The sequence below is a fragment of the Lentzea flava genome, from assembly GCF_014648475.1.
Lineage (GTDB): Bacteria > Actinomycetota > Actinomycetes > Mycobacteriales > Pseudonocardiaceae > Lentzea > Lentzea flava.
In genome coordinates, this window is record NZ_BMRE01000028.1 from 60,477 (window position 1) to 81,111 (window position 20,635).

A 20,635-nucleotide genomic window follows, 5' to 3' on the forward strand; every position below is an offset into this window, starting at 1 on the left:
AGAGTTCAAGGAGTACCAGGCCAGTGGCCGTCAAGATCAAGCTTCAGCGTCTCGGCAAGATCCGCCAGCCGTACTACCGCATCGTGGTCGCCGACGCGCGCACCCGTCGCGACGGCAAGGCCATCGAGACGATCGGCAAGTACCACCCGAAGGAAGAGCCGTCGTTCATCGCGGTCGACTCCGAGCGCGCGCAGTACTGGCTGGGTGTCGGCGCGCAGCCGACCGAGTCTGTCCAGCGTCTGCTGGAGATCACCGGTGACTGGCAGAAGTTCAAGGGCCTGCCGGGCGCCGAGGGCACGCTGAAGGTCAAGGAGCCGAAGCCGTCGAAGGCCGACCTGTTCGCCGCCGCTCTGGCCGCCGCGAACGAGGAGCCGATGACCGAGGCCACCACGCCGAAGGCGAAGAAGGCCAAGAAGGCCGACGAGGCCCCCAAGGCTGACGCCGAGGCCAAGGACGAGGCGTGAGTTTGTTGGCTGACGCCCTCGAACACCTCGTTCGCGGCATCGTCGACCACCCGGACGACGTCCGGGTGAACCTCGTCACGACCCGCCGCGGCCGCACCCTCGAGGTCCACGTCCACCCGGACGACCTCGGCAAGGTGATCGGTCGTGGCGGTCGCACCGCGACGGCTCTGCGCACCGTGATGGCCGGCATCGGCGGTCGTGGTGTGCGGGTCGACGTCGTCGACACCGACCGCTGAGAACGAGCTTTCAGGGCAAATGGACGTAGTTGTCGGCCGTGTGGCCAAGGCGCACGGGATCACCGGCGAACTAGCCGTTGACGTGCGCACTGACTCTCCCGAGATGCGTTTCGCGATCGGGGCGAAGATGCAGGCCAAGCTGCGTGACGGCACGTCTCGAAGCCTCACCGTGACAGCCGCCCGGCCTCATGCCGGGCGGCTGCTCGTGCGTTTCGCCGAAGTCGCCACGCGCGACGTCGCGGAGGCGTTGCGCGGCACGTTGCTGCTGGGCAGCACCGACGACCTGCCGCCGACCGACGACCCCGACGAGTTCTACGATCACGAGCTCGAAGGGCTCACGGCCGAACTCGTCGACGGCACGAAGATCGGCACGGTCAAGGAGATCGTCCACGGTCCCGGCGGCGAGCTGCTCGTGATCATCCGTGATCGCGGGGAGGCGCTGGTGCCGTTCGTGCGCGAGATCGTGCCCACTGTGGACGTTCGCGGTGGCCGTGTCGTGATCGACCCGCCAGAGGGCCTGCTCGATGCGGATTGACGTCGTCACGATCTTCCCGGAGTACCTGGCGCCGCTGCGTGCCGCGTTGCTCGGGAAGGCGATCGACAAGGGCCTGATCAGCGTTGGCGTGCACGACCTGCGCGACTGGACGCACGACGTGCACAAGGCCGTCGACGACAGCCCGTACGGCGGTGGGCCCGGCATGGTCATGAAGGCCGACATCTGGGGTCCTGCTTTGGATGACGTGTGCACCGAGCAGACGCGCCTCATCGTGCCCACGCCGGCTGGACGCCCGTTCACGCAGGCAGTGGCACACGAGTACGCGAACGAATCGCACCTCGTCTTCGCGTGCGGTCGCTACGAGGGCATTGACCAGCGCGTTGTCGATGACGCGTCACGGCGCATGCGCGTCGATGAGGTGTCCATCGGCGACTACGTGCTGGTCGGCGGCGAGGTGGCCGTGCTCGTGATCGTCGAGGCGGTCGCGCGGCTGCTGCCGGGCGTGCTCGGCAACCCGAAGTCGCACGCAGAGGACTCGTTCCAGGACGGGCTGCTCGAAGGGCCGAGCTACACGCGGCCGGAGGTGTGGCGCGACCTCGCCGTGCCGGACGTGCTGCGTTCGGGAAACCACAAGCTGATCAACCGCTGGCGGCGTGACCAATCCCTCGTCAGGACCTTCCAGAGGCGCCCTGACCTGCTGGAATCGTTGCCGGAGGATGCGTTCGACAAGCACGACCGCGCCCTGCTGGCGCGCCTGCGCGAGAGCCGGCAGTAGCCCGATTTTTCGTACAGCGGAGCTGCATGGCAAACTAGAGCGGTTGCCGCAGCCGGTTGTCATATCGGCGTGCGCTCCAAGCCGACCCCCATCATGTCGTGCACGGTCATGGAACATGCTCTGGGGAGTTCACAGACACACGTGAGGACCACCGATGAACATCCTGGACGCACTTGACGCCCAGTCGCTGCGCTCCGACATCCCGAGCTTCCGCGCGGGTGACACGCTGAAGGTCCACGTCCGCGTCATCGAGGGCTCGCGCGAGCGCGTCCAGGTGTTCCAGGGCGTCGTGATCCGTCGCCAGGGCGGCGGCATCCGCGAGACCTTCACCGTCCGCAAGGTCTCCTTCGGTGTCGGTGTCGAGCGCACCTTCCCGGTGCACTCGCCGAACATCTCCGAGATTGAGGTCGTGACCCGCGGTGACGTGCGTCGCGCCAAGCTGTACTACCTGCGCGACCTGCGCGGCAAGGCTGCGAAGATCAAGGAGAAGCGCGAGGCCAAGCCGGTCTCCTGATCGGTGGCTTCGAGCCCAGAAGACTCGGACGACGCCTCCGCACCGGACGAACCGGAGCGGGGGCGTACTCCTGTCTGGAGAGAGATTCTCTACGTCGTCGTGACGGCCGTCGTGCTGACGGTGCTGATCCAGGCGTTCGTGGCGCGGGTCTACGTGATCCCCTCGGCGTCGATGGAGCGCACGTTGCACGGCTGCACCGGCTGCGAGAACGACCGCGTGCTGGTCGACAAGGTCACCTACCGCTTCAGCGACATCGAGGCGGGCGAGGTGGTCGTGTTCCGCGGCCCCGAAGCGTGGACGACCAACGACTTCCGCGCCGCGCCGTCGACGAACCCCGTTGCGCGCGTTGTGCAGAACATCGGTTCGTTGCTGGGCCTCGCGCCCGCGAGCGAGCGCGACTTCGTGAAGCGCGTCGTCGCGCTGCCCGGCCAGACGGTGATGTGTTGCGACGAGCAGCACCGTGTCGTCGTGGACGGCAAACCGCTCGATGAGCCCTACATCTACTGGCAGCCCGGCACGTCGCCGGCGAACCACGAGCCGTTCGCTCCCGTGCGCGTGCCGGAGGGCCGGTTGTTCGTCATGGGGGACAACCGGATGAACTCGACGGACTCGCGCAAACAGGGCGGCGGGGGCGTTGCGGGGACGATCCCGATCGAAAACGTCATCGGGAAGGCGCGCTACATCGTTTTCCCCGAGGATCGGTGGAGTGTTGTGTCGGATCACAACCCGCAGCCCCTAGGCTGATCTCGTGGTTGACGTCGATCCAGAGCAGACCCCGTCCAGCGACGAGCCGACTTCGGACGCTTCGGATAAAGCATCGAAGAAGAAGAAAAAGGGCAACTTCTGGAAGGAACTGCCGGTCCTCATCCTGGTCGCGTTCGGCCTCGCGATCGGCATCCAGATCTTCCTCGGCCGTGTCTACATGATCCCGTCGGAGTCGATGGAAACGACGCTGCACGGGTGCACCGACTGCTACGGCGACCGCGTGCTGGTGGACAAGGTCACCTACCGCTTCACCGACCCGGCGCCCGGCGACGTGATCGTGTTCCGCGGGCCGCCGTCGTGGCAGAACGACTTCGTCACCGGCGAGCCGGGCAACCCGATCTCGGAGGGGCTGTCGTGGCTGGGGTCCCTGATCGGTCTGCCGTCGGCGAACGAGGAGGACTTCGTCAAGCGCGTGATCGCCGTCGGTGGCCAGACCGTGAAGTGCTGCGACGAGCAGAACCGCGTGACGGTGGACGGCAAGCCGCTCGACGAGCCGTACAAGCACTACGACGAGGGCACGCCGGCGGAGCAGGAGTCGTTCGAGGAGCTCAAGATCCCGGACGGGATGCTGTTCGTGCTCGGCGACAACCGCAACCACTCGTGCGACTCGCGGTGCCAGGGCCAGGGCGGGCTCAACGGCCTGGTGCCGGTGAGCAACGTGATCGGCAAGGCGCGCGTGATCGTGCTGCCTCCGTCGAGGTGGGGCGGCGTGTCGGACCACAACCCGCAGGTCGTTTCGATGGGCGCGCCGGGATGGCAGGAGAGCGTCCCGATGGGCGTCGGTATCGTCGCTGCGTGGCCGCTTCTGCTGCTCGGACGTCGAGTGCGAGACCGATTCCGCCGATGACCATGCTTTTACCGCCACGCGCCGTGGTGCGGGGCTCGTCGGGGAACTGGGCGCTGCAGGGCACGCTGGAGCGGCGTGGGCTCGGGCCCGTCGCCGGCGTGGACGAGGCGGGACGGGGGCCGTGCGCAGGGCCGTTGGTGATCGCGGCGTGCGTGCTCCGGCCTGGTGACGCAGCGCGGTTCGAGGGCTTGAACGACTCGAAGCTGATGACGGCTTCGGCGCGCGAACGGATGTACGACCTGGTGCTGAAGCGTGCCGTGGATCACTCCGTGGTCGTCGTGTCGCCCGCCGAGATCGACTGGCTGGGCATCCACGTCATGAACCTCGAGGGCATGCGGCGTGCCGTCGCGCAGATGGCGACGCATCCTGGGTACGTGCTGACGGACGGTTTCAAGGTGCCGGGGATGCCCGCGCCGAGCGTCGCGGTGATCAAGGGTGACCAGGCGGCGGCGTGCGTGGCGGCGGCATCTGTGCTGGCCAAGGTCACGCGCGACCGGATCATGGCCGATCTGCACGAGCGTTATCCGCAGTACGGCTTCAACGAGCACAAGGGCTACTGCACGCCAGACCACACGGCGGCGTTGATGGAGTACGGGCCGTGTGCGGAGCATCGCTGGTCGTATGTAAATGTGGCAGCGGCGGCTGCGAAGCACGGTCTCGCCGCGCCGCACAGGGTGGCGCGCGGCACGACCGCGACCGCCGTGGTCCAGAATGATGCAGCCCCGGTTGACGCCGGGGAGCTCGCGACGAGGGAGGGCGCGGAGCAGATGACCCGCGCGGAGGCGTAATGAGTGCAGAGGATCTCGAGAAGTACGAGACCGAGATGGAGCTGTCGCTGTACAAGGAGTACCGCGACATCGTCAGCCAGTTCTCGTTCGTCGTGGAGACCGAACGGCGTTTCTACCTGGCCAACTCGGTGGACGTGCAGGTGCGCAACGCCGACGGCGAGGTGTACTTCGAGGTGCGCATGTCGGACGCGTGGGTGTGGGACATGTACCGCCCCGCGCGGTTCGTGAAGAACGTTCGTGTCATCACGTTCAAGGACGTGAACGTGGAGGAGCTGGACAAGCCGGACCTCCGCCTGCCGGAAAGCGGACCGTTCCCCAGCTGATCGCATCTCGCGGCAACGGCCCCGTGTCCTCGTGCTTCGTCGTACGAGGGCGCGGGGCCGTTGCCGTCGTCCAGGACGGGCGCAGGCCCCTAGCACACCCCACCGACAAATCCGCCGTTTCAACATCGACAACGGCCGACTTGTCCACAGCCCCTGAGTTGTCCACAGATCCCCGCCACACCGGCCACCCACCCCGCCCCACCCAGCAAGGTCGTACCCAACGACCCGCAGGAAGGCGAGGGCAGTGGTGGTACGGGCACTGGTGGAGACGAGGCAGCAGGAGCTGGGCCGTCAGGGCGAGGACCTGGCGTGCAGGTACCTGGAGGGGCAGGGCCTGGTCGTCCTGTCCCGCAACTGGACGTGCCGCGACGGCGAGATCGACGTCGTGGCGGTGGAGGGCGACCGCCTGGTCGTCTGCGAGGTCAAAACCCGATCAGGTCCGGTCTGGGGCCGCCCGGACGAGGCTGTCGACCAGGGCAAGCTCTCCCGCCTGCGCCGAACAGCCCTGCGCTGGCTCGCCGCGCACGGCGTCGGCTGGTGCCCGGTCCGCGTCGACCTGATCTCGGTCACCTGGCCGCCCGACGGCGAACCGGTCCTGCGACACCTGCGGGGAGCCTGACATGGGCCTCGCACAGGCGTGGTCCGTGGCCCTCTACGGCGTCGACGGCCTGGCGGTCGAGATCGAGGCCGACGTGGGCGTGGGCCAGCCCCGCACCCATCTCCTGGGCCTGCCCGACGCCGCGTTGCACGAGTCCAAGGAGCGGGTGAAGGCCGCCGTCCGCAACAGCGAGGAGGAGTGGCCGAAGCAGCGCATCGTCCTGGGCCTCTCACCGGCCAACCTGCCCAAGGGCGGCAGCAGCTACGACCTCGCCATAGCCTGCGCCACCCTGGCGGCCGCCGGCTCGGTGCCCCCGACGCGTCTCGCCGGCACCGTCCTGCTCGGCGAACTGGCGCTGGACGGCCGGGTCCGCCCGGTCCGAGGCGTCCTCCCGGCCCTGCTGGCGGCCCGCCGGGCGGGCCTGCGCACCGCGATCGTGCCGGTCGACACGCTTCCGGAAGCGGCCCTGGTCGACGGCGTGGAAGTCCACGGAGCGCTGACCCTCAGCGAGGTCCTCGCCTGGCTGCGCTCAGAGGACGTGACCCTGCAACCACCTCCGGAGTCCGCGGCCTCGCCCGCCCCGGCCGTCCCGGACCTGGCCGACGTGGTGGGCCAGCCGGAGGCTCGCTGGGCCCTGGAAGTGGCCGCGGCGGGCGCCCACCACCTGCTGCTGACCGGCCCGCCGGGCACCGGCAAGACGATGCTGGCCGAACGCCTGCCGGGCCTGCTCCCGCCGCTCACCAGGGAAGACGCCTTGGCGGTGACGGCGGTCCACTCGGTGGCGGGCACGCTCTCGCCGGACTGCCCGCTGGTGGCCAGCCCACCGTTCGTGGACGTCCACCACACGACGTCGATAGCCGCGCTGATCGGCGGAGGCAGCGGCATGGCCAAACCGGGCGCCGCCTCAAGAGCCCACAAGGGCGTCCTCTTCCTGGACGAGGCCTGCGAGTTCGGCCAGAAGACCATCGACACCCTGCGCACGGCCCTCGAATCCGGCGAAGTCCGCATCCCGCGCCGAGACGGCATAGCCCGCTACCCGGCCCGCTTCCAGCTGATCCTGGCCACGAACCCGTGCCCGTGCGCCCCGCCGAAGGAAATCGACTGCATCTGCACCACCACAGTCCGCCGCCGCTACCAGGCCCGCCTCTCCGGCCCACTGCTGGACCGCGTGGACCTCCGCGTCCGAATGCGAGCCACCACAGCCATGGTCAACGCCGACGCCACCCCACCCGAACCCACCGCCGTCGTCCGCGAACGCGTCCTCAAAGCCAGATCCCGCGCCGCCACCCGCTGGTCGGCCCACGGCCACACCTGGCCGACCAACGCCGTGGTCCCAGGCCCAGCCCTGCGCCGCGAGTTCGCCCTGCCCCGCGACACCATAACCCTGCTGGACCGGGCCCTGGCCACCGGCGCCCTGACAGGCCGAGGCGCCGACCGCTGCCTCCGCGTGGCCTGGACCCTGGCCGACCTGGCCGAGTCCGACCGCCCCACAGCCGACCACGTGGCCGCAGCCCTCCAATTCCGAGAACGCCGAGCCCCCTGACCCACCCACACCCAGACCACCCGCCCCCTCACCCTCAAGCAGCCGGTCGCGGCTTTCACCCCCGATCCGCGACCGGCCCCGGTCGAGCGGGCCGCCCGTTCACCCCCTGGCGGGCGCCCGCTCACCCCGGCGCGAGCAAACGGGCCGACGCCCATGCAGCCAGCCGCGGAGCTCACCCTCGCTCCGTGCCTGGCCCCGGTCGAGCGGCCGCCTGTCCATCCCCTGGCGAGCGCCCGCTCACCCCGGCGCGAGCAAACGGGCCGACGCCCATGCAGCCAGCCGCGGAGCTCACCCTCGCTCCGCGTCTGGCCCCGGTCGAGCGGCTGCCCGTTCACCTCCGGCGGGCGCCCGCTCACCCCTCAAGCAGCCGGTCGCGGCTTTCGCCCCCGATCCGCGACCGGTCCCGGCCGAGCGGCTGCCCGTCCACACCGGCGGGCGCCCGCTCACCCCTCAGCGCGACCAACGGGCCGACGTCCCGAGCAGCCAGCCGCGGAGCTCACCCCGCTCCGCGTCTGGCCCCGGTCGAGCGGGCGGCCCGTCCACCCCCGGCGGGCGCCCGCTCACCCCGGCGCGAGCAACCGGCTGACGCCGGAAGCCACGTGCCGCAGGTCGCGTCCGGTCAGGACCGAGCAAGGCCCCTGTCCACCGCACCAACCGTCCGACACCCGAAGCCGCCGGTCGCAGAGCCAACCGAGCCCCGACTCCGCGACCGGCCCTGACCGAGCGGGAGTGCCCGCACACCCCCAGGCCGGCGCTCCCGCTCACCTCGCCCCCGAAAGCGGCCAGGCGCGGAGCCCACTCCCACTCCGCGCCTGGCACCTGTCCCCGAATCACCGCAGCCCCGCTTCCACCTACATCCGAACAAGGAGTCTGACCATGCGTTCGTTCCTCGTCCCAGCCGTGCCACCCGCGGCTTCCGTCGTACCCGCGCTGTTCCAGCTGCCGTGCACGGTCCGCAGGAGCGTCGCCGGTGCCAGCCCGCCGGGCCCGTGGCGCCCCGACCCGTGGCAGCGGTGGCTGCCCTGGTGGTGGTTCCGGTGACCGCGCCCCCGACCGATGCCGTTCGCCTGGCCAGGGCCTATCTGTCGCGTGTCGCCGAGCCGTTTCCGGCAGCGCTTGCCGCGCTCGTCGCCGAGGTGGGGCCCGTCGAGGCCGCGGAGCTGGTGCGTGCTGGTGAGGTGTCGCCGTCCGTTGCCAGCCAGACTTCTGCTCGCCGGGCTGAGGAGCGGGTCCACGAAGACCTCGAGCTCGTTGCCAAGCGGGGTGGGCGGCTGGTCGTACCGGAGGACGACGAGTGGCCGCGGTGGCCGTTCGTGGCGCTCGGGGGCGTTGCGGCGCAGCGGTGTGGAGGGGAGCCGTTGGCGTTGTGGGTGCGTGGGCCACACGAACTCGCTGATGCGACCGACAAGGCCGTGGCGATCGTGGGTTCTCGGGCCGCCAGCGGGTATGGCGAGCATGTTGCTGCCGAGTTCGCGTATGGGCTCGCGGAGGCTGGTGTGACGGTCGTATCCGGTGCGGCGTATGGGATTGACGGTGCCGCTCACCGCGGTGCGCTTGGCGGCAACGGGTTGACCGTCGCGGTGTTGGCGTGCGGCGTCGACTTCGCTTATCCCGCTGGGCATCAGGGGTTGCTCGGGAGGATCGCGCGGGAAGGGTTGATCGTCAGCGAGTACCCGCCCGGCGTGACGCCTGCGCGGCATCGGTTTCTCACGCGCAACCGGCTCATCGCGGCGTTGGGCGGCGGCACCGTCGTGGTGGAGGCCGGGCGGCGCAGCGGGGCCAAGAACACGGCTGCGATCACGCTCGCGTTGGGGCGGCCGTTGATGGTGGTGCCTGGGCCGGTCACGTCGGCGAGTTCGGTGGGGTGTCACGAGTTGTTGCGGGACGGGCAGGCGGTTCCGGTCGGGTCGGTGGCGGAGATCGTGGAGTCGGTGGGGCGGTTCGGCGACGACCTCGCCACCGAGCCCGCCGAAAAGGAGAGCGACCTCGGGGCGCCGCAAGGGGAGGCCATGCGGGTGTACGAGGCCCTGGGGAAGCGGTGCGGAGTTAGTGACGAGGTCGTGTCGGTCGAGTCCGGGGTGCCGTTGGAGCGGGTGCGGGCGTTGTTGCCCGAATTGGAGCTCGCTGGGCTGGCGCTGCAGGTGGACGGGGGCTGGCAGAAGCTGGAGGTGCGGTGATCACGGCGTCCACTGTGGACGAACGGTTGTCCGGTTGACCTGCTGCTTCGCCTCCCTTGTCGTCGTCGTAGTCACGCGGTGTGCGGTGGACGCGGGTGGCGCTATGGCAACGATGTCGTCCTGGTTGGAGCTCGGCGGAGGCGGCGAAGTGGTTGATCGGCTGTTCGGGTGGTGGTGCCGGCGGCCGTCGCTACTCCGAAAGGTGATCTGGGCGGGCTGTTCCACCCCCGGTCGTCACAGGGAGTTGAGGCGTCGTCGTGTTCGCGGCCATGAGAGCGCTCTCAAATGGCGCGAGGGTGTGGCGATACTTGACCAAACGCCCCGACTGGCGCAGCGTCTTGGCCTATGTCCCCGCCGCCGCATGGTCGGACACGCCGTGTCGATCTGGTTCGCCTGCGCGAAAAACTGCCGGCGTCCGTTGCGGACGTGTTGCGGAAATACGAACGGCATCTCACCTTGGAGCGGAATCTGTCGCCACACACCGTGCGCGCCTACATCGGTGATGCGGTGGCGTTGTTGGGACATGTCGCGGGGAATAGCCCAGAAAACGCCGACGTCGGGCGCATCGACCTGACCGGTTTGCGGTCATGGCTCGCCGCGCAGCGCACGGCGGGAGCAAGCCGCACGACGCTTGCGCGACGTGCCGCTGCTGCGCGTACCTTCACCGCGTGGGCGCATCGTGCGGGCCATTTGGCCGTGGATCCAGGCCAGCGGCTCGCTGCTCCGCGGCCGCACCGGACGTTGCCGTCCGTGTTGCGCGCGGACCAGGCGAAGGACGCCATGGCGGCCGTATCCTCTGGCGCTTCCGAAGGCGATCCGGTTGCGCTGCGTGATCAGGCCGTGGTGGAGTTGCTGTACGCCACAGGTATCCGCGTGGCCGAACTCTGTGGTCTTGATCTCGACGACGTGGACTACTCCCTAAGGGTGATTCGAGTTCTGGGCAAAGGTGGACGCGAGCGCAGCACGCCGTTCGGCGTGCCGGCCGAGCGAGCGTTGCGGCGGTGGGTGGACGAGGGGCGAAACGCCCTGGTAGCACCGGATTCGCCGCCGGCGCTGTTCCTCGGTGCCCGAGGTGGCCGGCTGAACCAGCGGGCCGTTCGCACTCTGGTGCACGAGGTGGTCGCCGTGGTACCGGATGCACCGGACATCGGGCCGCACGGGTTGCGCCACTCCGCTGCGACCCATTTGCTGGAAGGAGGAGCGGACCTGCGCACCGTCCAAGAACTGCTTGGTCACGCTACGCTCGCAACGACTCAGCTTTACACACACGTCACTGTCGAACGGCTGAAGGCGATCCATGACCGAACCCACCCCCGTTCCTGACGCCGCAGGGGGAGGATCGCGTACGGCGACCGTGCCCCCTGAACCCCTCGTGCCCGCGCCCGCTTCGAAGCAGGCGAGCAACGGGCACCGTCAGAACGGTGCGCCGCGCACCGAGGCGAGCTCAGAGCCCGGTGCCGACACGCATGTCAACGGCACGCCCGTGGCCGTCCCGACTGCTGTGACGCGCGCGGACGTCCGGTCCGGTGACGACGTCGAGGCCGGCATCGTCGCGCTGTGGCGCAGCTACGGCGAGTCCCGCGAGCAGGGCCAGCGCGACCGCCTGGTGCTGCACTACGCGCCGCTGGTCAAGTACGTCGCAGGCCGCGTCGGCACGGGCCTGCCCGCCCACGTAGACGTGGCCGACCTGATCCAGTCGGGCATCTTCGGCCTGGTCGACGCCATCGAGAAGTTCGAGCCGGAACGCGGCCTCAAGTTCGAGACCTACGCCATGCAGCGCATCCGCGGCGCGATCCTCGACGACCTCCGCTCGCAGGACTGGGTGCCGCGCTCGGTCCGCAGCCGAGCCCGCGACGTCGAACGAGCCCTGGAACGCCTCGGCGCCAAACTGCAGCGCACGCCCACCGACCGCGAGCTCGCCGCAGAGCTCAAGATCGGCCTGGCCGAGCTGCGCGAGCTGTACGGCCAGCTCCAGCTCACCAGCGTCGTGGCCCTGGACGAGCTGATCGCCCCGAACAAGGGCGGCTCCTCCCTGGCCGAGTCGCTGCCCGACGACGCCGCGGAAGACCCGGTGGCGAGCCTCGTCGACCAGGACAGCCGCCGCCAGCTGGCCGACGCGATAGCCCAGCTCGCCGAACGCGACCGCGTGGTCGTGACCCTCTACTACTTCGAGAACCTGACCCTCGCCGAGATCGGCAAGGTCCTCGGCGTCACCGAGTCCAGGGTCTGCCAGCTGCACACCCGCGCCGTCCTGCGCCTCCGCACGAAGCTCAACGAGCAGTCCGAGGCCTGACCGCACCTCCTCCCTCACCCGCAACCCGGCAGCAGCCGCCGGGCTGCCGCACGGCCGCACCGGCACGCCGCCGCGCATCCGCATCGCCCCGCGCCGGCGCGTTGATGGCCCGTACGAGCCGTACAAACATGGCCTTAAACCTCTTTCCACTGGTTGCCAGGGTTAATTCACTCGAACGGGTGGGTCTTGGAGTTGCTCCAAGCACGCCGCGTACCTGTCCTGGCCGGCGCGTGATCGCGGCTTGATCGGCCTCCGGTTTCGGGCTGGAGATGAGACCGCAGAGGCACGCTCGCCGGGCTGGGTCGCCCTCGGCGTGGGGTGACACGAGCTGGTCCGGAAGGGCGTTCGAAGGCTGGCTGGGGTGACACGAGCTGGTCCGGAAGGGCGTTCGAAGGCTGGCTGGGGTGACACGAGCTGGTCCGGAAGGGCGTTCGAAGGCTGGCTGGGGTGCCGCGAACGCGACGCGGGGGTCGGGACGGTTGGCCTCCGGTTTCGCCCGGCAGGTGGGGCTTGCGGTGTGCGGTCTCAGGACCGGGTTGGCCTGGGTGCGCGGTCACGAGTTGCGTCGGGGCGGGCGTTCGACGGCTGGCTGGGCTGGCGCGAAGGCGACGCGGGGGCGGGATCAGTTGGCCTCCGGCTTCGTGCGGGGTCAGGCGCCGCAGGTGAGTGCTACGAGCTGCGTCGGGGATGGGGTTCGAAGGGCGGCTGGGCTGCCGCGAAGACAGGCCGGAGTCGGGATCGGCTGGCTTCCGGTCATGGGCGTTGGGCTGAGGGGTGCCGGGGGCAGGTGTGCCGGGAGGCGGGCGGGAGGGCGGGAGCCGCCTCCCGGCACCTGCCGGGCGCATGCGGCGCGCAACGGGGTCGCGCCGTTGACCGCCGGGGAGCGGCGGAGCGCCCGATCGGGGCGCTGCGGGCGGGACAGCCGCGCCTCGCAGCGGAGGCCAGGGGGCTAGCCGCCTCGTGGTGGGCCGATGACCGGGAGCAGGCGGATGCGGCCCTGCATCAGCAGGCGCAGCGGGTCGAGGTACTTCTCGCCCCTCCTGGCGCCCCAGTGCAGGCACGGGGAGGCGCAGTGGCCCTCCTGCAGGTGGCCGATGACCTCGCCGCGGTGCACCTGGCGGCCTGCGGTGACGGCTGGGGCTACCGGCTCGTACGTCGTTCGCAGGCCGCCGCGGTGCTGCACGGACACCAGCGTGCGGGCCGCCACGGATCCGGCGTAGACGACCACGCCGTCGCCGGCTGCCAGGACTGCGGTGCCGGGTGGGGCGGAGAGGTCCACGCCTCGGTGGCCAGGGGCGAACGGTGAGGCCGGGGCCTCGAAGGTGCGCACCACCGGGTGCGGGGGTGGTAGCGGCCAGGTGTAGCGGGTGGGAGGTGGGGTCAGCAGGGTCGTGAGTAGCAGGGCGGTGGGGAGGAGGGGCATGGGTCAACGGTGGGTGAGGGGGTGCTCCGGGGGCCAGGGGGTGTTGGGGAGCTGTGGATTACTCGCCGGTTGTGGACAAGTCCCGTGGGTGGGCCGGGGGCGATTCGAGGTTTGTCGGGGGTGGGGAGTAGACTTTTGGGCGCGTCCCGTCTGTGCGCGGGACGACTTCGCGTGCCAACGCAGATCCGACCAGCTGATCCCAGCCGGGTCGAGTCACGACGTCCGACGGTCCTGACGGTGGAGAAGTCCTCCGCGGGTGCGGGCGGCGGCATCGGCACCAGGGCACCGGGCCACCCGGCTCGGGGCGTCAACCACCAACGACGCGCGAGGCGAGACCGAGCGCGTCCGACAGATGAGGTGCGAACCGGCCATGGCCGTCGTAACCATGAAGCAGCTGCTCGACAGCGGCGTGCACTTCGGGCACCAGACCCGGCGCTGGAACCCGAAGATGAAGCGCTACATCTTCACCGAGCGCAACGGCATCTACATCATCGACCTGCAGCAGACGCTGACCTACATCGACCGGGCTTACGAGTTCGTCAAGGAGACGGTCGCGCACGGCGGGTCGATCCTGTTCATCGGCACCAAGAAGCAGGCGCAGGAGGCCATCGCCAACGAGGCGCTCCGCGTCGGCATGCCCTACGTGAACCAGCGCTGGCTGGGCGGCATGCTCACCAACTTCTCGACGGTCCACAAGAGGCTTCAGCGGCTCAAGGAGCTGGAGTCGATGGAGCAGACCGGCGGCTTCCAGGGTTTCACCAAGAAGGAAATCCTGATGATGAACCGCGAGAAGGACAAGCTGGAGCGCACGCTCGGCGGTATCCGCGACATGTCCAAGGTGCCCAGCGCCGTGTGGATCGTGGACACCAAGAAGGAGCACATCGCGGTCGGTGAGGCTCGCAAGCTGAACATCCCGATCGTGGCGATCCTCGACACGAACTGCGACCCGGACGAGGTCGACTACCCGATCCCGGGCAACGACGACGCCATCCGTTCGGCCGCCCTGCTGACCAAGGTCGTGGCCGAGGCCGCCGCCGCCGGTCTCATGGCCCGTTCCGGTGCCCGCCGCGACGCCGCCGACGGCCAGGACAAGCCCGAGGTCGCGAGCGACGAGCCGCTGGCGGAGTGGGAGCAGGAGCTCCTCACCAACTCGGCCGAGGCCCCGGCCGAGCAGCCCGTCCAGTCCTGATCTCCCCCACGAGGTGCCCGCGAACAGCGGGCACCTCGTGACTCAAGCGCGTACATCGCAGAAGGAAAACGATGGCGAACTACACCACCGCGGACGTCAAGAAGCTCCGCGAGCTGACCGCCGCCGGCATGATGGACTGCAAGAAGGCGCTGGACGAGGCTGACGGCGACTTCGACAAGGCCGTCGAGATCCTGCGCATCAAGGGCGCCAAGGACGTCGGCAAGCGCGCCGAGCGCACCACGTCCAACGGCCTCGTCGCCGTCAAGGACGGCGCCATGGTCGAGCTGCGCTGCGAGACCGACTTCGTCGCCAAGAACGCCGACTTCATCGCGCTGGCCGACGAGATCGTCGCGATCGCCAAGGCCAACAAGGTCGCCGACGTCGAGGCCCTCAAGACCATCGAGGTCGACGGCAAGACGGTCGACGCGCTGGTCCAGGAGTTCTCCGCCAAGATCGGCGAGAAGCTCGAGCTGGCCAAGGCCATCAACTTCGACGGCACCGTCTCCACCTACCTGCACCGCCGTGCCGCCGACCTGCCGCCGGCCGTCGGCGTGCTGGTCGAGTACACCGGTGACAACGCCGAGGCCGCCAAGGGCGCTGCCATGCAGATCGCCGCGATGCGTCCGAAGTACGTCACCCGTGAGGACGTCCCGGAGGAGCTCGTCGCGAACGAGCGCCGCATCGCCGAGGAGACCGCTCGCGAGGAGGGCAAGCCGGAAGGCGCGCTGCCCAAGATCGTCGAGGGTCGCGTCAACGGCTTCTTCAAGGACGTCGTGCTCCTCGAGCAGGCTTCCGTGACGGACAGCAAGAAGACGGTCAAGGCTCTCCTGGACGAGGCCGGCGTGACGGTGACCCGTTTCGCTCGGTTCGAGGTCGGCCAGAGCTGATTGCAATGAGGGCGGGGTTGCGGCACAACAGCGACCCCGCCCTCGGCATGTCCGAAGCTCTGCCGACGTGTGTTCGCGGAAAGCGCGAACCAAGTCGCTTCGGGTGTCTTGTGGGGGCCTGGCCCCCACACCCCGGCCGGGGGCGAGTCCCCGGACCCCCAAGGGCCACACTTCCGACGGCGCAAGGAGAGGACCTGTGAGCGAAGAAGGTAGCCACGGCTACAACCGGGTGATGCTCAAGCTCGGTGGCGAGATGTTCGGCGGTGGTGGTGTCGGCGTCGATCCCGACGTCGTCCAGACAGTCGCCCGGCAGATCGCGGCCGTCCACAAGTCCGGCGTGCAGGTGGCCGTCGTGATCGGTGGTGGCAACTTCTTCCGCGGGTCGGAGCTCCAGCAGCGCGGCATGGACCGCTCGCGTGCCGACTACATGGGCATGCTCGGCACCGTCATGAACTGCCTGGCGCTGCAGGACTTCCTCGAGCGCGAGCACGGCATCGACACCCGCGTGCAGACCTCCATCCAGATGACCCAGGTCGCCGAGTCGTACATCCCCCGCCGCGCGATGCGCCACCTCGAGAAGAAGCGTGTCGTGATCTTCGGCGGCGGTGCGGGCCTGCCGTACTTCTCCACGGACACCACGGCCGCCCAGCGCGCCCTGGAGATCGGCTGCGAGATCGTCCTGATGGCCAAGGCCGTCGACGGCGTCTACACCGCCGACCCCAAGATCGACCCCGACGCGTTGATGTTCGACAACATCACCCACCGCGAGGTGCTGGAGCGCGGCCTCAACGTCGCCGATGCCACGGCCTTCAGCCTCTGCATGGACAACAACATGCCGATCCTCGTCTTCAACCTCCTCACCGAGGGGAACATCGCGCGCGCGGTGCGTGGTGAGAAGATCGGCACACTGGTCAGCACCCCCGGTGGCCGCCCGGCCTTCTAGACCTGCTGGGATCTGACAGGAACCGGGAAGAAGCACACGCAGAGCAAGGAGCAGTCGTGATCGACGAGACCCTCCTCGATGCCGAGGAGAAAATGGAAAAGGCGGTCTCGGTGGCGAAGGAGAACCTCGCCTCCGTTCGGACCGGTCGTGCGACTCCCTCGATGTTCAACCGCATCCACGTCGACTACTACGGGGCGCCGACGCCGCTGAACCAGATGGCGAGCATCACGGTTCCCGAGGCGCGCATGGCGGTCGTCAAGCCGTACGACGCGAGCCAGCTGAACGCGATCGAGAAGGCGATCAGGGACTCCGACCTGGGCGTCAACCCCGGCAACGACGGCAACATCATCCGCGTCGTCATCCCGCAGCTCTCCGAGGAGCGCCGCCGGGAGATGGTGAAGGTCGCGAAGCAGAAGGGCGAGGACGCGCGCGTCTCCGTCCGCGGTGTCCGCCGCAAGGCGAAGGAAGAGATCGACCGCCTCGTCAAGGACGGCGAGATCGGCGAGGACGAGGGCGCGCGTGGTGAGAAGGAGCTCGACGCTCTGACCCACAAGTACACCGCGCAGGTCGACGAGCTCGTGAAGCACAAGGAAGCCGAGCTCCTCGAAGTCTGATGTTCCTGATGGTTTCGCCCGGCCGAGTCGGCGCAGGCGTAGTAGCTCTGGCCGGGCGGAGGTCGTGATGGGAGCACAGGTGGCAGGCAGTCCCGCGGACGTGCCCGCGTCGAAACCGTCGCGCGCGGGTCGTGACCTGCGGGCGGCGATCCTGGTCGGCGTCGGGCTCGGTGCTGTGATCATCTTGTCGCTGCTCACCGTGCGGCAGACCTTCATCGGCATCGTCGCGGCTGCCGCGGCGGTGTCGACGTGGGAGCTCGCGCAGGCCTTCCGCAAGGGCGGCATCACCGTCGCCCTCTGGCCCGCGCTCATCGGCGGCCAGGCGATGATCTGGCTCTCGTGGCCGCTGGAACGCTCCGGCCTGATGACCGCCTTCGTGATCACCGTCCTGGTGTGCATGATCTGGCGGTTCCGCGGCGGTTCCGACGGCTACCTGCGCGATCTCAGCGCGTCCGTGTTCACCGTCGCGTACGTGCCGCTGTTCGCGGCGTTCGCGGCCATGCTCGTCGTCCCGGAGGACGGCGCGGGCCGCGTGTTCGCGTTCCTCATCGGTGTCGTGCTGTCCGACGTGGGCGGCTACGCGGCCGGTGTCTTCCTCGGCAAGCACCCGATGGCGCCGACGATCAGCCCGAAGAAGTCCTGGGAGGGCTTCGCCGGTTCGCTGGTCGCCGGCATGGTCGGCGGCGCGATCACGGTGATCACGTTCCTCGACGGCCAGTGGTGGCAGGGCGTGCTGTTCGGCGCCGCGCTCGTCGTCACGGCCACCGCGGGCGACCTGGTCGAATCGCTGATCAAGCGCGACCTCGGCATCAAGGACATGGGCAACCTGCTGCCGGGGCACGGCGGCCTGATGGACCGCATGGACTCGCTCCTGCCGTCCGCCGTCGCCTCCTGGCTGATGCTGCACCTCTTCGTCCAGTGACGGTTTCCGCGCGACGCCGCAAGTAGTGGTTGTGAGAGACCACGAGGCACTTGCGGCGTTCGAGCGGATCTACCGCGTGAACGTCGGCGCGATCACCCGCTATTTCGCCAGGCGGTGCGTCGAACCACAGCTCGTGGCCGACCTGACCGCGGACACGTTCGTCCGCGCGATCACCTCGTTCCCGACCTTCGACCCTTCGAGGGGAACGGCGACCGGCTGGCTGTACGGCATCGCCCGCAAGACGTTCTCCGCACACTGCGAACAGTCGGCCAGGGGCACCGAACTGGTGCGCCGGGTCGGCGGCAGGCGCGAGCTCGGCCGCGACGAGCTGGCCGAGCTGGAGGAGCGGATCGACGCCGAACGACCCGGTCGCCTGCTGCTCGAACGGCTGGAGACGCTGCCCGAGATCGAACGGGAAGCGGTCGAGCTCGTGCACCTCGGTGGTCTCGCACCCAAGGAAGCGGCCGAAGCGCTCGGTGTGCCGAGAGGGGCGATGCGGTCTCGGCTGTATCGCGCCATGGCACGCATGCGCGAGGTCGTCCGCGACGAGATGGAGGTGCGGGCGGATGGGCAAGTTTGAGGACAGCCTGTGGGCGGAGCTGCAGCGTGAGCACGGGCAGGCGCTGCTGCAGAACATGGCGAGGTGGCAAACCAGGCGCACCAAGCGGTGGATCGGCGCAGCCGCCGTGGTGACCGTGCTCGGGGCAGGTGGGCTGGCCGCGTCGGCCTACTTCGGCGGAGCGCCACCCGCGTACGCCGTGGTGGACAACCCGGACGGCTCGGTGACGCTGACGCTCCGCGAGGTCGAGGCGTTCGACGAGGCGACCGCAGAGCTGCGCAGGCACGGTGTCCGCGCGTTCGTGGTGCCGATGCGGGTGGACTGCCCGCTGAGCGAGTACCAGAAGGCGCAGGGGATTCCGTTCGGAAAGCCAGGTCCGTTCCCTGCGGTCGAATGGGATCCGCACGTGGACATGCACCAGTTGAAGATCCATCGCGATCGGATCCCGGCGGACGCCAAGCTCGTCCTCTCCGCGTTCGAGCGCCAGAACCACCTGGGCGTCTACGCCGGCTTCGTGCGCGGAGAGATGCCGGCGTGCGTGCGGGGCGGTGAGCCGCCGCAACCGATCCCGCCCGAGTCGATGGCCCCGAGCTCGCGCTAGTCGTCGTACGGGTCGTCCGCCTCGATGCGTGGCTCCGCCTCGATCACGCGCGACTGGTCGATCACCGAGAACGCCATTCCCGCGTGGTCCTCGACGACGGTGATGCGCCCGTACGGGGTGTCGTAGGGCTCGACGGTCACCCGGCCACCGAGCTCCAGCACCCGGTACGCCACCGAGTCGGTGCCGATCTCCGGCGCGGCGTTGAAGTACACCATCCAGTGCGAACGCTCCCCGTACGGGAACTCCCGCCCCATCTTCTGCCGGCCGATCACCTCGGTGCCCTCGACGGACCACGTCGCGTAGTCCAGCCGGTGCCCGTCGCCGATCTGCGTGATGTCGTAGTGGCACAGCTCGCCGAAGAACTCGTCGGCCGCCGCGCCGTCCCGCGTGTTCAGCTCGGCCCACGCGTAGGCGCCGTGCCCGCTGATGCCGAACCGCCAGTCCGGCGGCACGTGCCGGAACCCGACGACGGCACCGGTCGGGTCGGCGATCACGGTGCTCTGCGTGTGGTCGGCACCGTCCTCGGGGTTGCGCAGCACGGATCCGCCGAGGTGGAAGGCCTTCTCCGCGGTGGCCCGCGCGTGCGGCGTGACCAGGTACAACCGCCACGGTTCTGGTTCGCCCTGCGGCAACCCGGCGACGGGAATGCCGTCGACCATCGCCACGGTGTAACCCGCGTCGTCGGCGTAGTGCCAGCCGAACAGGCCGGTGTAGAACTCGATCGCGGCCTTGAGGTCGTCGACGGATCTCTCGACCCAGCACGGGCTTCCTCCGAGCAACGGCGCGAGCTGGGGCGTGTTGGGCGCGATCGACACTGCCGCCTCCTGCTGGGAAGAGATGCGGACACGCTACGCCGTAATTGGACGAATTCGTACAGTCACCGGGAAATCGAGGCCCTACAGTGTCTTCGTGAGGGGATTTGTGCGGGCGGCGCTGAACGCGGTGCGTCCGGTCGATGTGGTGCCGAGCCCGAACATCTGGCATTGGCCGGACGTCTACGAGGTCGAGAACCGCGCGCAGGACGTGCACGGCGCGATTTGGGCGGCCTTGAGCGAAGAATGTCCGTTCGACGACATGGACGTCGTGGACGTCGGGTGCGGCGACGGTTTCCACCTCCCCCTCTTCGCCAGGACCGCGAAGTCGGTCACCGGGGTCGAACCCCATCCGCCGCTCGTCGTGCGCGCCAAGCACCGCGTGGCGTCGTTGCCCAACGCGCGCGTCGTTTCCGGACCCGCGCAACGGCTGCCGCTCGACGACGCCTCCGCCGACCTGGTGCACGCCCGCACCGCCTACTTCTTCGGACCCGGCTGCGAACCGGGGCTGCGCGAGGCGGACCGGGTGCTGCGGCCGGGCGGCGCGCTCGCGATCGTGGACCTCGACGGCGCGGCCGATCCGTACGGGCCGTGGCTGCGCGCCGACGAACCGCGCTACGACCCGGCCGCGGTCGAGAAGTTCTTCGCGGACAACGGTTTCTCGCTTCGACGCATCACCGCGCAGTGGCGGTTCGAAAGTCGTGAGGACCTGGAATCCGTGCTGCGCATCGAGTTCTCCGCCAAAGTGGCGGAACGGGCCATCGCCTCGATCGACGGGCTCAGCTTCCCGGTGGGGTACCGGCTGCACGTGCGGCGCAAGCCCAGGGGCCTGATCCTGTGATCTGCTAGGCCGTTCGGCGCCTGTT

At 69.4% G+C, this 20,635-nt stretch carries 25 protein-coding genes; 23 read left to right on the plus strand and 2 right to left on the minus strand.

The window, feature by feature from the left end; all coding sequences use genetic code 11:
- Positions 1-23: 23 nt before the first annotated feature.
- The 15 genes from rpsP (at position 24) to IEZ09_RS27755 (ending at position 11,819) form a co-directional block, all read left to right on the plus strand.
- On the plus strand, positions 24-464 hold the full coding sequence (rpsP, locus tag IEZ09_RS27685) for a 30S ribosomal protein S16 (protein ID WP_189256703.1): 441 nt from the start codon (positions 24-26) through the stop codon (positions 462-464).
- Complete coding sequence (locus IEZ09_RS27690) at positions 461-700, plus strand: RNA-binding protein (protein WP_030468017.1); 240 nt, start codon at positions 461-463, stop codon at positions 698-700. Before rpsP ends, IEZ09_RS27690 begins: the two co-directional genes overlap by 4 nt.
- 19 nt (positions 701-719) lie before the next feature.
- A complete protein-coding gene (rimM, locus tag IEZ09_RS27695) occupies positions 720-1,235 on the plus strand; it encodes a ribosome maturation factor RimM (protein WP_189256704.1) in 516 nt (171 codons plus the stop codon).
- A complete protein-coding gene (gene trmD, locus IEZ09_RS27700) occupies positions 1,225-1,971 on the plus strand; it encodes a tRNA (guanosine(37)-N1)-methyltransferase TrmD (RefSeq protein ID WP_189256705.1) in 747 nt (248 codons plus the stop codon). The genes rimM and trmD overlap by 11 nt, the downstream gene beginning before the upstream one ends.
- 154 nt (positions 1,972-2,125) lie before the next feature.
- Positions 2,126-2,485, plus strand: a complete 360-nt coding sequence (gene rplS / locus IEZ09_RS27705; protein ID WP_189256706.1) for a 50S ribosomal protein L19 — start codon at positions 2,126-2,128, stop codon at positions 2,483-2,485.
- Between the two features lie 3 nt (positions 2,486-2,488).
- Positions 2,489-3,229 (plus strand): signal peptidase I, encoded by a 741-nt coding sequence (lepB, locus tag IEZ09_RS27710; protein WP_189256707.1) that lies wholly within the window; start codon positions 2,489-2,491, stop codon positions 3,227-3,229.
- Between the two features lie 4 nt (positions 3,230-3,233).
- Entirely contained in the window at positions 3,234-4,097 is an 864-nt protein-coding gene (lepB, locus tag IEZ09_RS27715) for a signal peptidase I (RefSeq protein WP_189256708.1), read from the plus strand.
- On the plus strand, positions 4,094-4,885 hold the full coding sequence (locus IEZ09_RS27720; protein ID WP_229813009.1) for a ribonuclease HII: 792 nt from the start codon (positions 4,094-4,096) through the stop codon (positions 4,883-4,885). Before lepB (IEZ09_RS27715) ends, IEZ09_RS27720 begins: the two co-directional genes overlap by 4 nt.
- Positions 4,885-5,208 (plus strand): DUF2469 domain-containing protein, encoded by a 324-nt coding sequence (locus tag IEZ09_RS27725; protein WP_030479657.1) that lies wholly within the window; start codon positions 4,885-4,887, stop codon positions 5,206-5,208. The genes IEZ09_RS27720 and IEZ09_RS27725 overlap by 1 nt, the downstream gene beginning before the upstream one ends.
- Positions 5,209-5,470: 262 nt before the next feature.
- Positions 5,471-5,827, plus strand: coding sequence for a YraN family protein (locus tag IEZ09_RS27730; protein ID WP_229813010.1), 357 nt, complete (start codon positions 5,471-5,473; stop codon positions 5,825-5,827).
- A gap of 1 nt (position 5,828) precedes the next feature.
- Positions 5,829-7,349 carry a YifB family Mg chelatase-like AAA ATPase gene (locus IEZ09_RS27735; RefSeq protein ID WP_189256709.1) on the plus strand — a complete coding sequence of 507 codons (1,521 nt, stop codon included), beginning with the start codon at positions 5,829-5,831 and terminating at the stop codon, positions 7,347-7,349.
- Between the two features lie 876 nt (positions 7,350-8,225).
- A complete protein-coding gene (locus tag IEZ09_RS27740) occupies positions 8,226-8,390 on the plus strand; it encodes a hypothetical protein (protein ID WP_189256710.1) in 165 nt (54 codons plus the stop codon).
- The gene (dprA, locus tag IEZ09_RS27745; protein WP_189256711.1) at positions 8,387-9,526 is read left to right on the plus strand and encodes a DNA-processing protein DprA; all 1,140 of its coding nucleotides are present in this window, start codon (positions 8,387-8,389) and stop codon (positions 9,524-9,526) included. The genes IEZ09_RS27740 and dprA overlap by 4 nt, the downstream gene beginning before the upstream one ends.
- Before the next feature lie 345 nt (positions 9,527-9,871).
- Positions 9,872-10,849: a tyrosine recombinase XerC gene (locus IEZ09_RS27750; protein WP_189256712.1), complete on the plus strand. Its 978-nt coding sequence runs from the start codon at positions 9,872-9,874 to the stop codon at positions 10,847-10,849.
- A 31-nt stretch (positions 10,850-10,880) separates the two neighbouring features.
- Entirely contained in the window at positions 10,881-11,819 is a 939-nt protein-coding gene (locus IEZ09_RS27755) for a FliA/WhiG family RNA polymerase sigma factor (RefSeq protein WP_370467752.1), read from the plus strand.
- Between the two features lie 949 nt (positions 11,820-12,768).
- Here IEZ09_RS27755 and IEZ09_RS27760 read toward each other — a convergent pair.
- On the minus strand, positions 12,769-13,242 hold the full coding sequence (locus IEZ09_RS27760) for a M23 family metallopeptidase (RefSeq protein ID WP_189256714.1): 474 nt from the start codon (positions 13,240-13,242) through the stop codon (positions 12,769-12,771).
- 370 nt (positions 13,243-13,612) lie between these two features.
- On the opposite strand from IEZ09_RS27760, the gene rpsB reads away from it, so the two are divergent.
- From rpsB to IEZ09_RS27795, 7 genes are all read left to right on the plus strand, one after another.
- Positions 13,613-14,431: a 30S ribosomal protein S2 gene (gene rpsB, locus IEZ09_RS27765; RefSeq protein ID WP_189256715.1), complete on the plus strand. Its 819-nt coding sequence runs from the start codon at positions 13,613-13,615 to the stop codon at positions 14,429-14,431.
- Positions 14,432-14,502: 71 nt separating this feature from the next.
- The gene (tsf, locus tag IEZ09_RS27770; RefSeq protein ID WP_189256716.1) at positions 14,503-15,318 is read left to right on the plus strand and encodes a translation elongation factor Ts; all 816 of its coding nucleotides are present in this window, start codon (positions 14,503-14,505) and stop codon (positions 15,316-15,318) included.
- 232 nt (positions 15,319-15,550) lie between these two features.
- Positions 15,551-16,261, plus strand: coding sequence for a UMP kinase (gene pyrH, locus IEZ09_RS27775; RefSeq protein ID WP_301325822.1), 711 nt, complete (start codon positions 15,551-15,553; stop codon positions 16,259-16,261).
- Positions 16,262-16,317: 56 nt separating this feature from the next.
- Positions 16,318-16,875: a ribosome recycling factor gene (gene frr / locus IEZ09_RS27780; RefSeq protein WP_189256717.1), complete on the plus strand. Its 558-nt coding sequence runs from the start codon at positions 16,318-16,320 to the stop codon at positions 16,873-16,875.
- 67 nt (positions 16,876-16,942) lie between these two features.
- Positions 16,943-17,797 (plus strand): phosphatidate cytidylyltransferase, encoded by an 855-nt coding sequence (locus tag IEZ09_RS27785; RefSeq protein ID WP_189256718.1) that lies wholly within the window; start codon positions 16,943-16,945, stop codon positions 17,795-17,797.
- A 31-nt stretch (positions 17,798-17,828) separates the two neighbouring features.
- Positions 17,829-18,377: an RNA polymerase sigma factor gene (locus IEZ09_RS27790; protein WP_189256719.1), complete on the plus strand. Its 549-nt coding sequence runs from the start codon at positions 17,829-17,831 to the stop codon at positions 18,375-18,377.
- The gene (locus IEZ09_RS27795) at positions 18,364-18,957 is read left to right on the plus strand and encodes a hypothetical protein (protein ID WP_189256720.1); all 594 of its coding nucleotides are present in this window, start codon (positions 18,364-18,366) and stop codon (positions 18,955-18,957) included. The genes IEZ09_RS27790 and IEZ09_RS27795 overlap by 14 nt, the downstream gene beginning before the upstream one ends.
- On the opposite strand, the gene IEZ09_RS27800 is transcribed toward IEZ09_RS27795, so the two are convergent.
- Positions 18,954-19,772, minus strand: a complete 819-nt coding sequence (locus IEZ09_RS27800) for a VOC family protein (RefSeq protein WP_189256721.1) — start codon at positions 19,770-19,772, stop codon at positions 18,954-18,956. The two genes, IEZ09_RS27795 and IEZ09_RS27800, sit on opposite strands and share 4 nt — an antisense overlap.
- 94 nt (positions 19,773-19,866) lie before the next feature.
- Here IEZ09_RS27800 and IEZ09_RS27805 point away from each other — a divergent pair, with 94 nt between their 5' ends.
- Entirely contained in the window at positions 19,867-20,610 is a 744-nt protein-coding gene (locus tag IEZ09_RS27805; protein WP_229813011.1) for a class I SAM-dependent methyltransferase, read from the plus strand.
- Positions 20,611-20,635 lie beyond the last annotated feature (25 nt).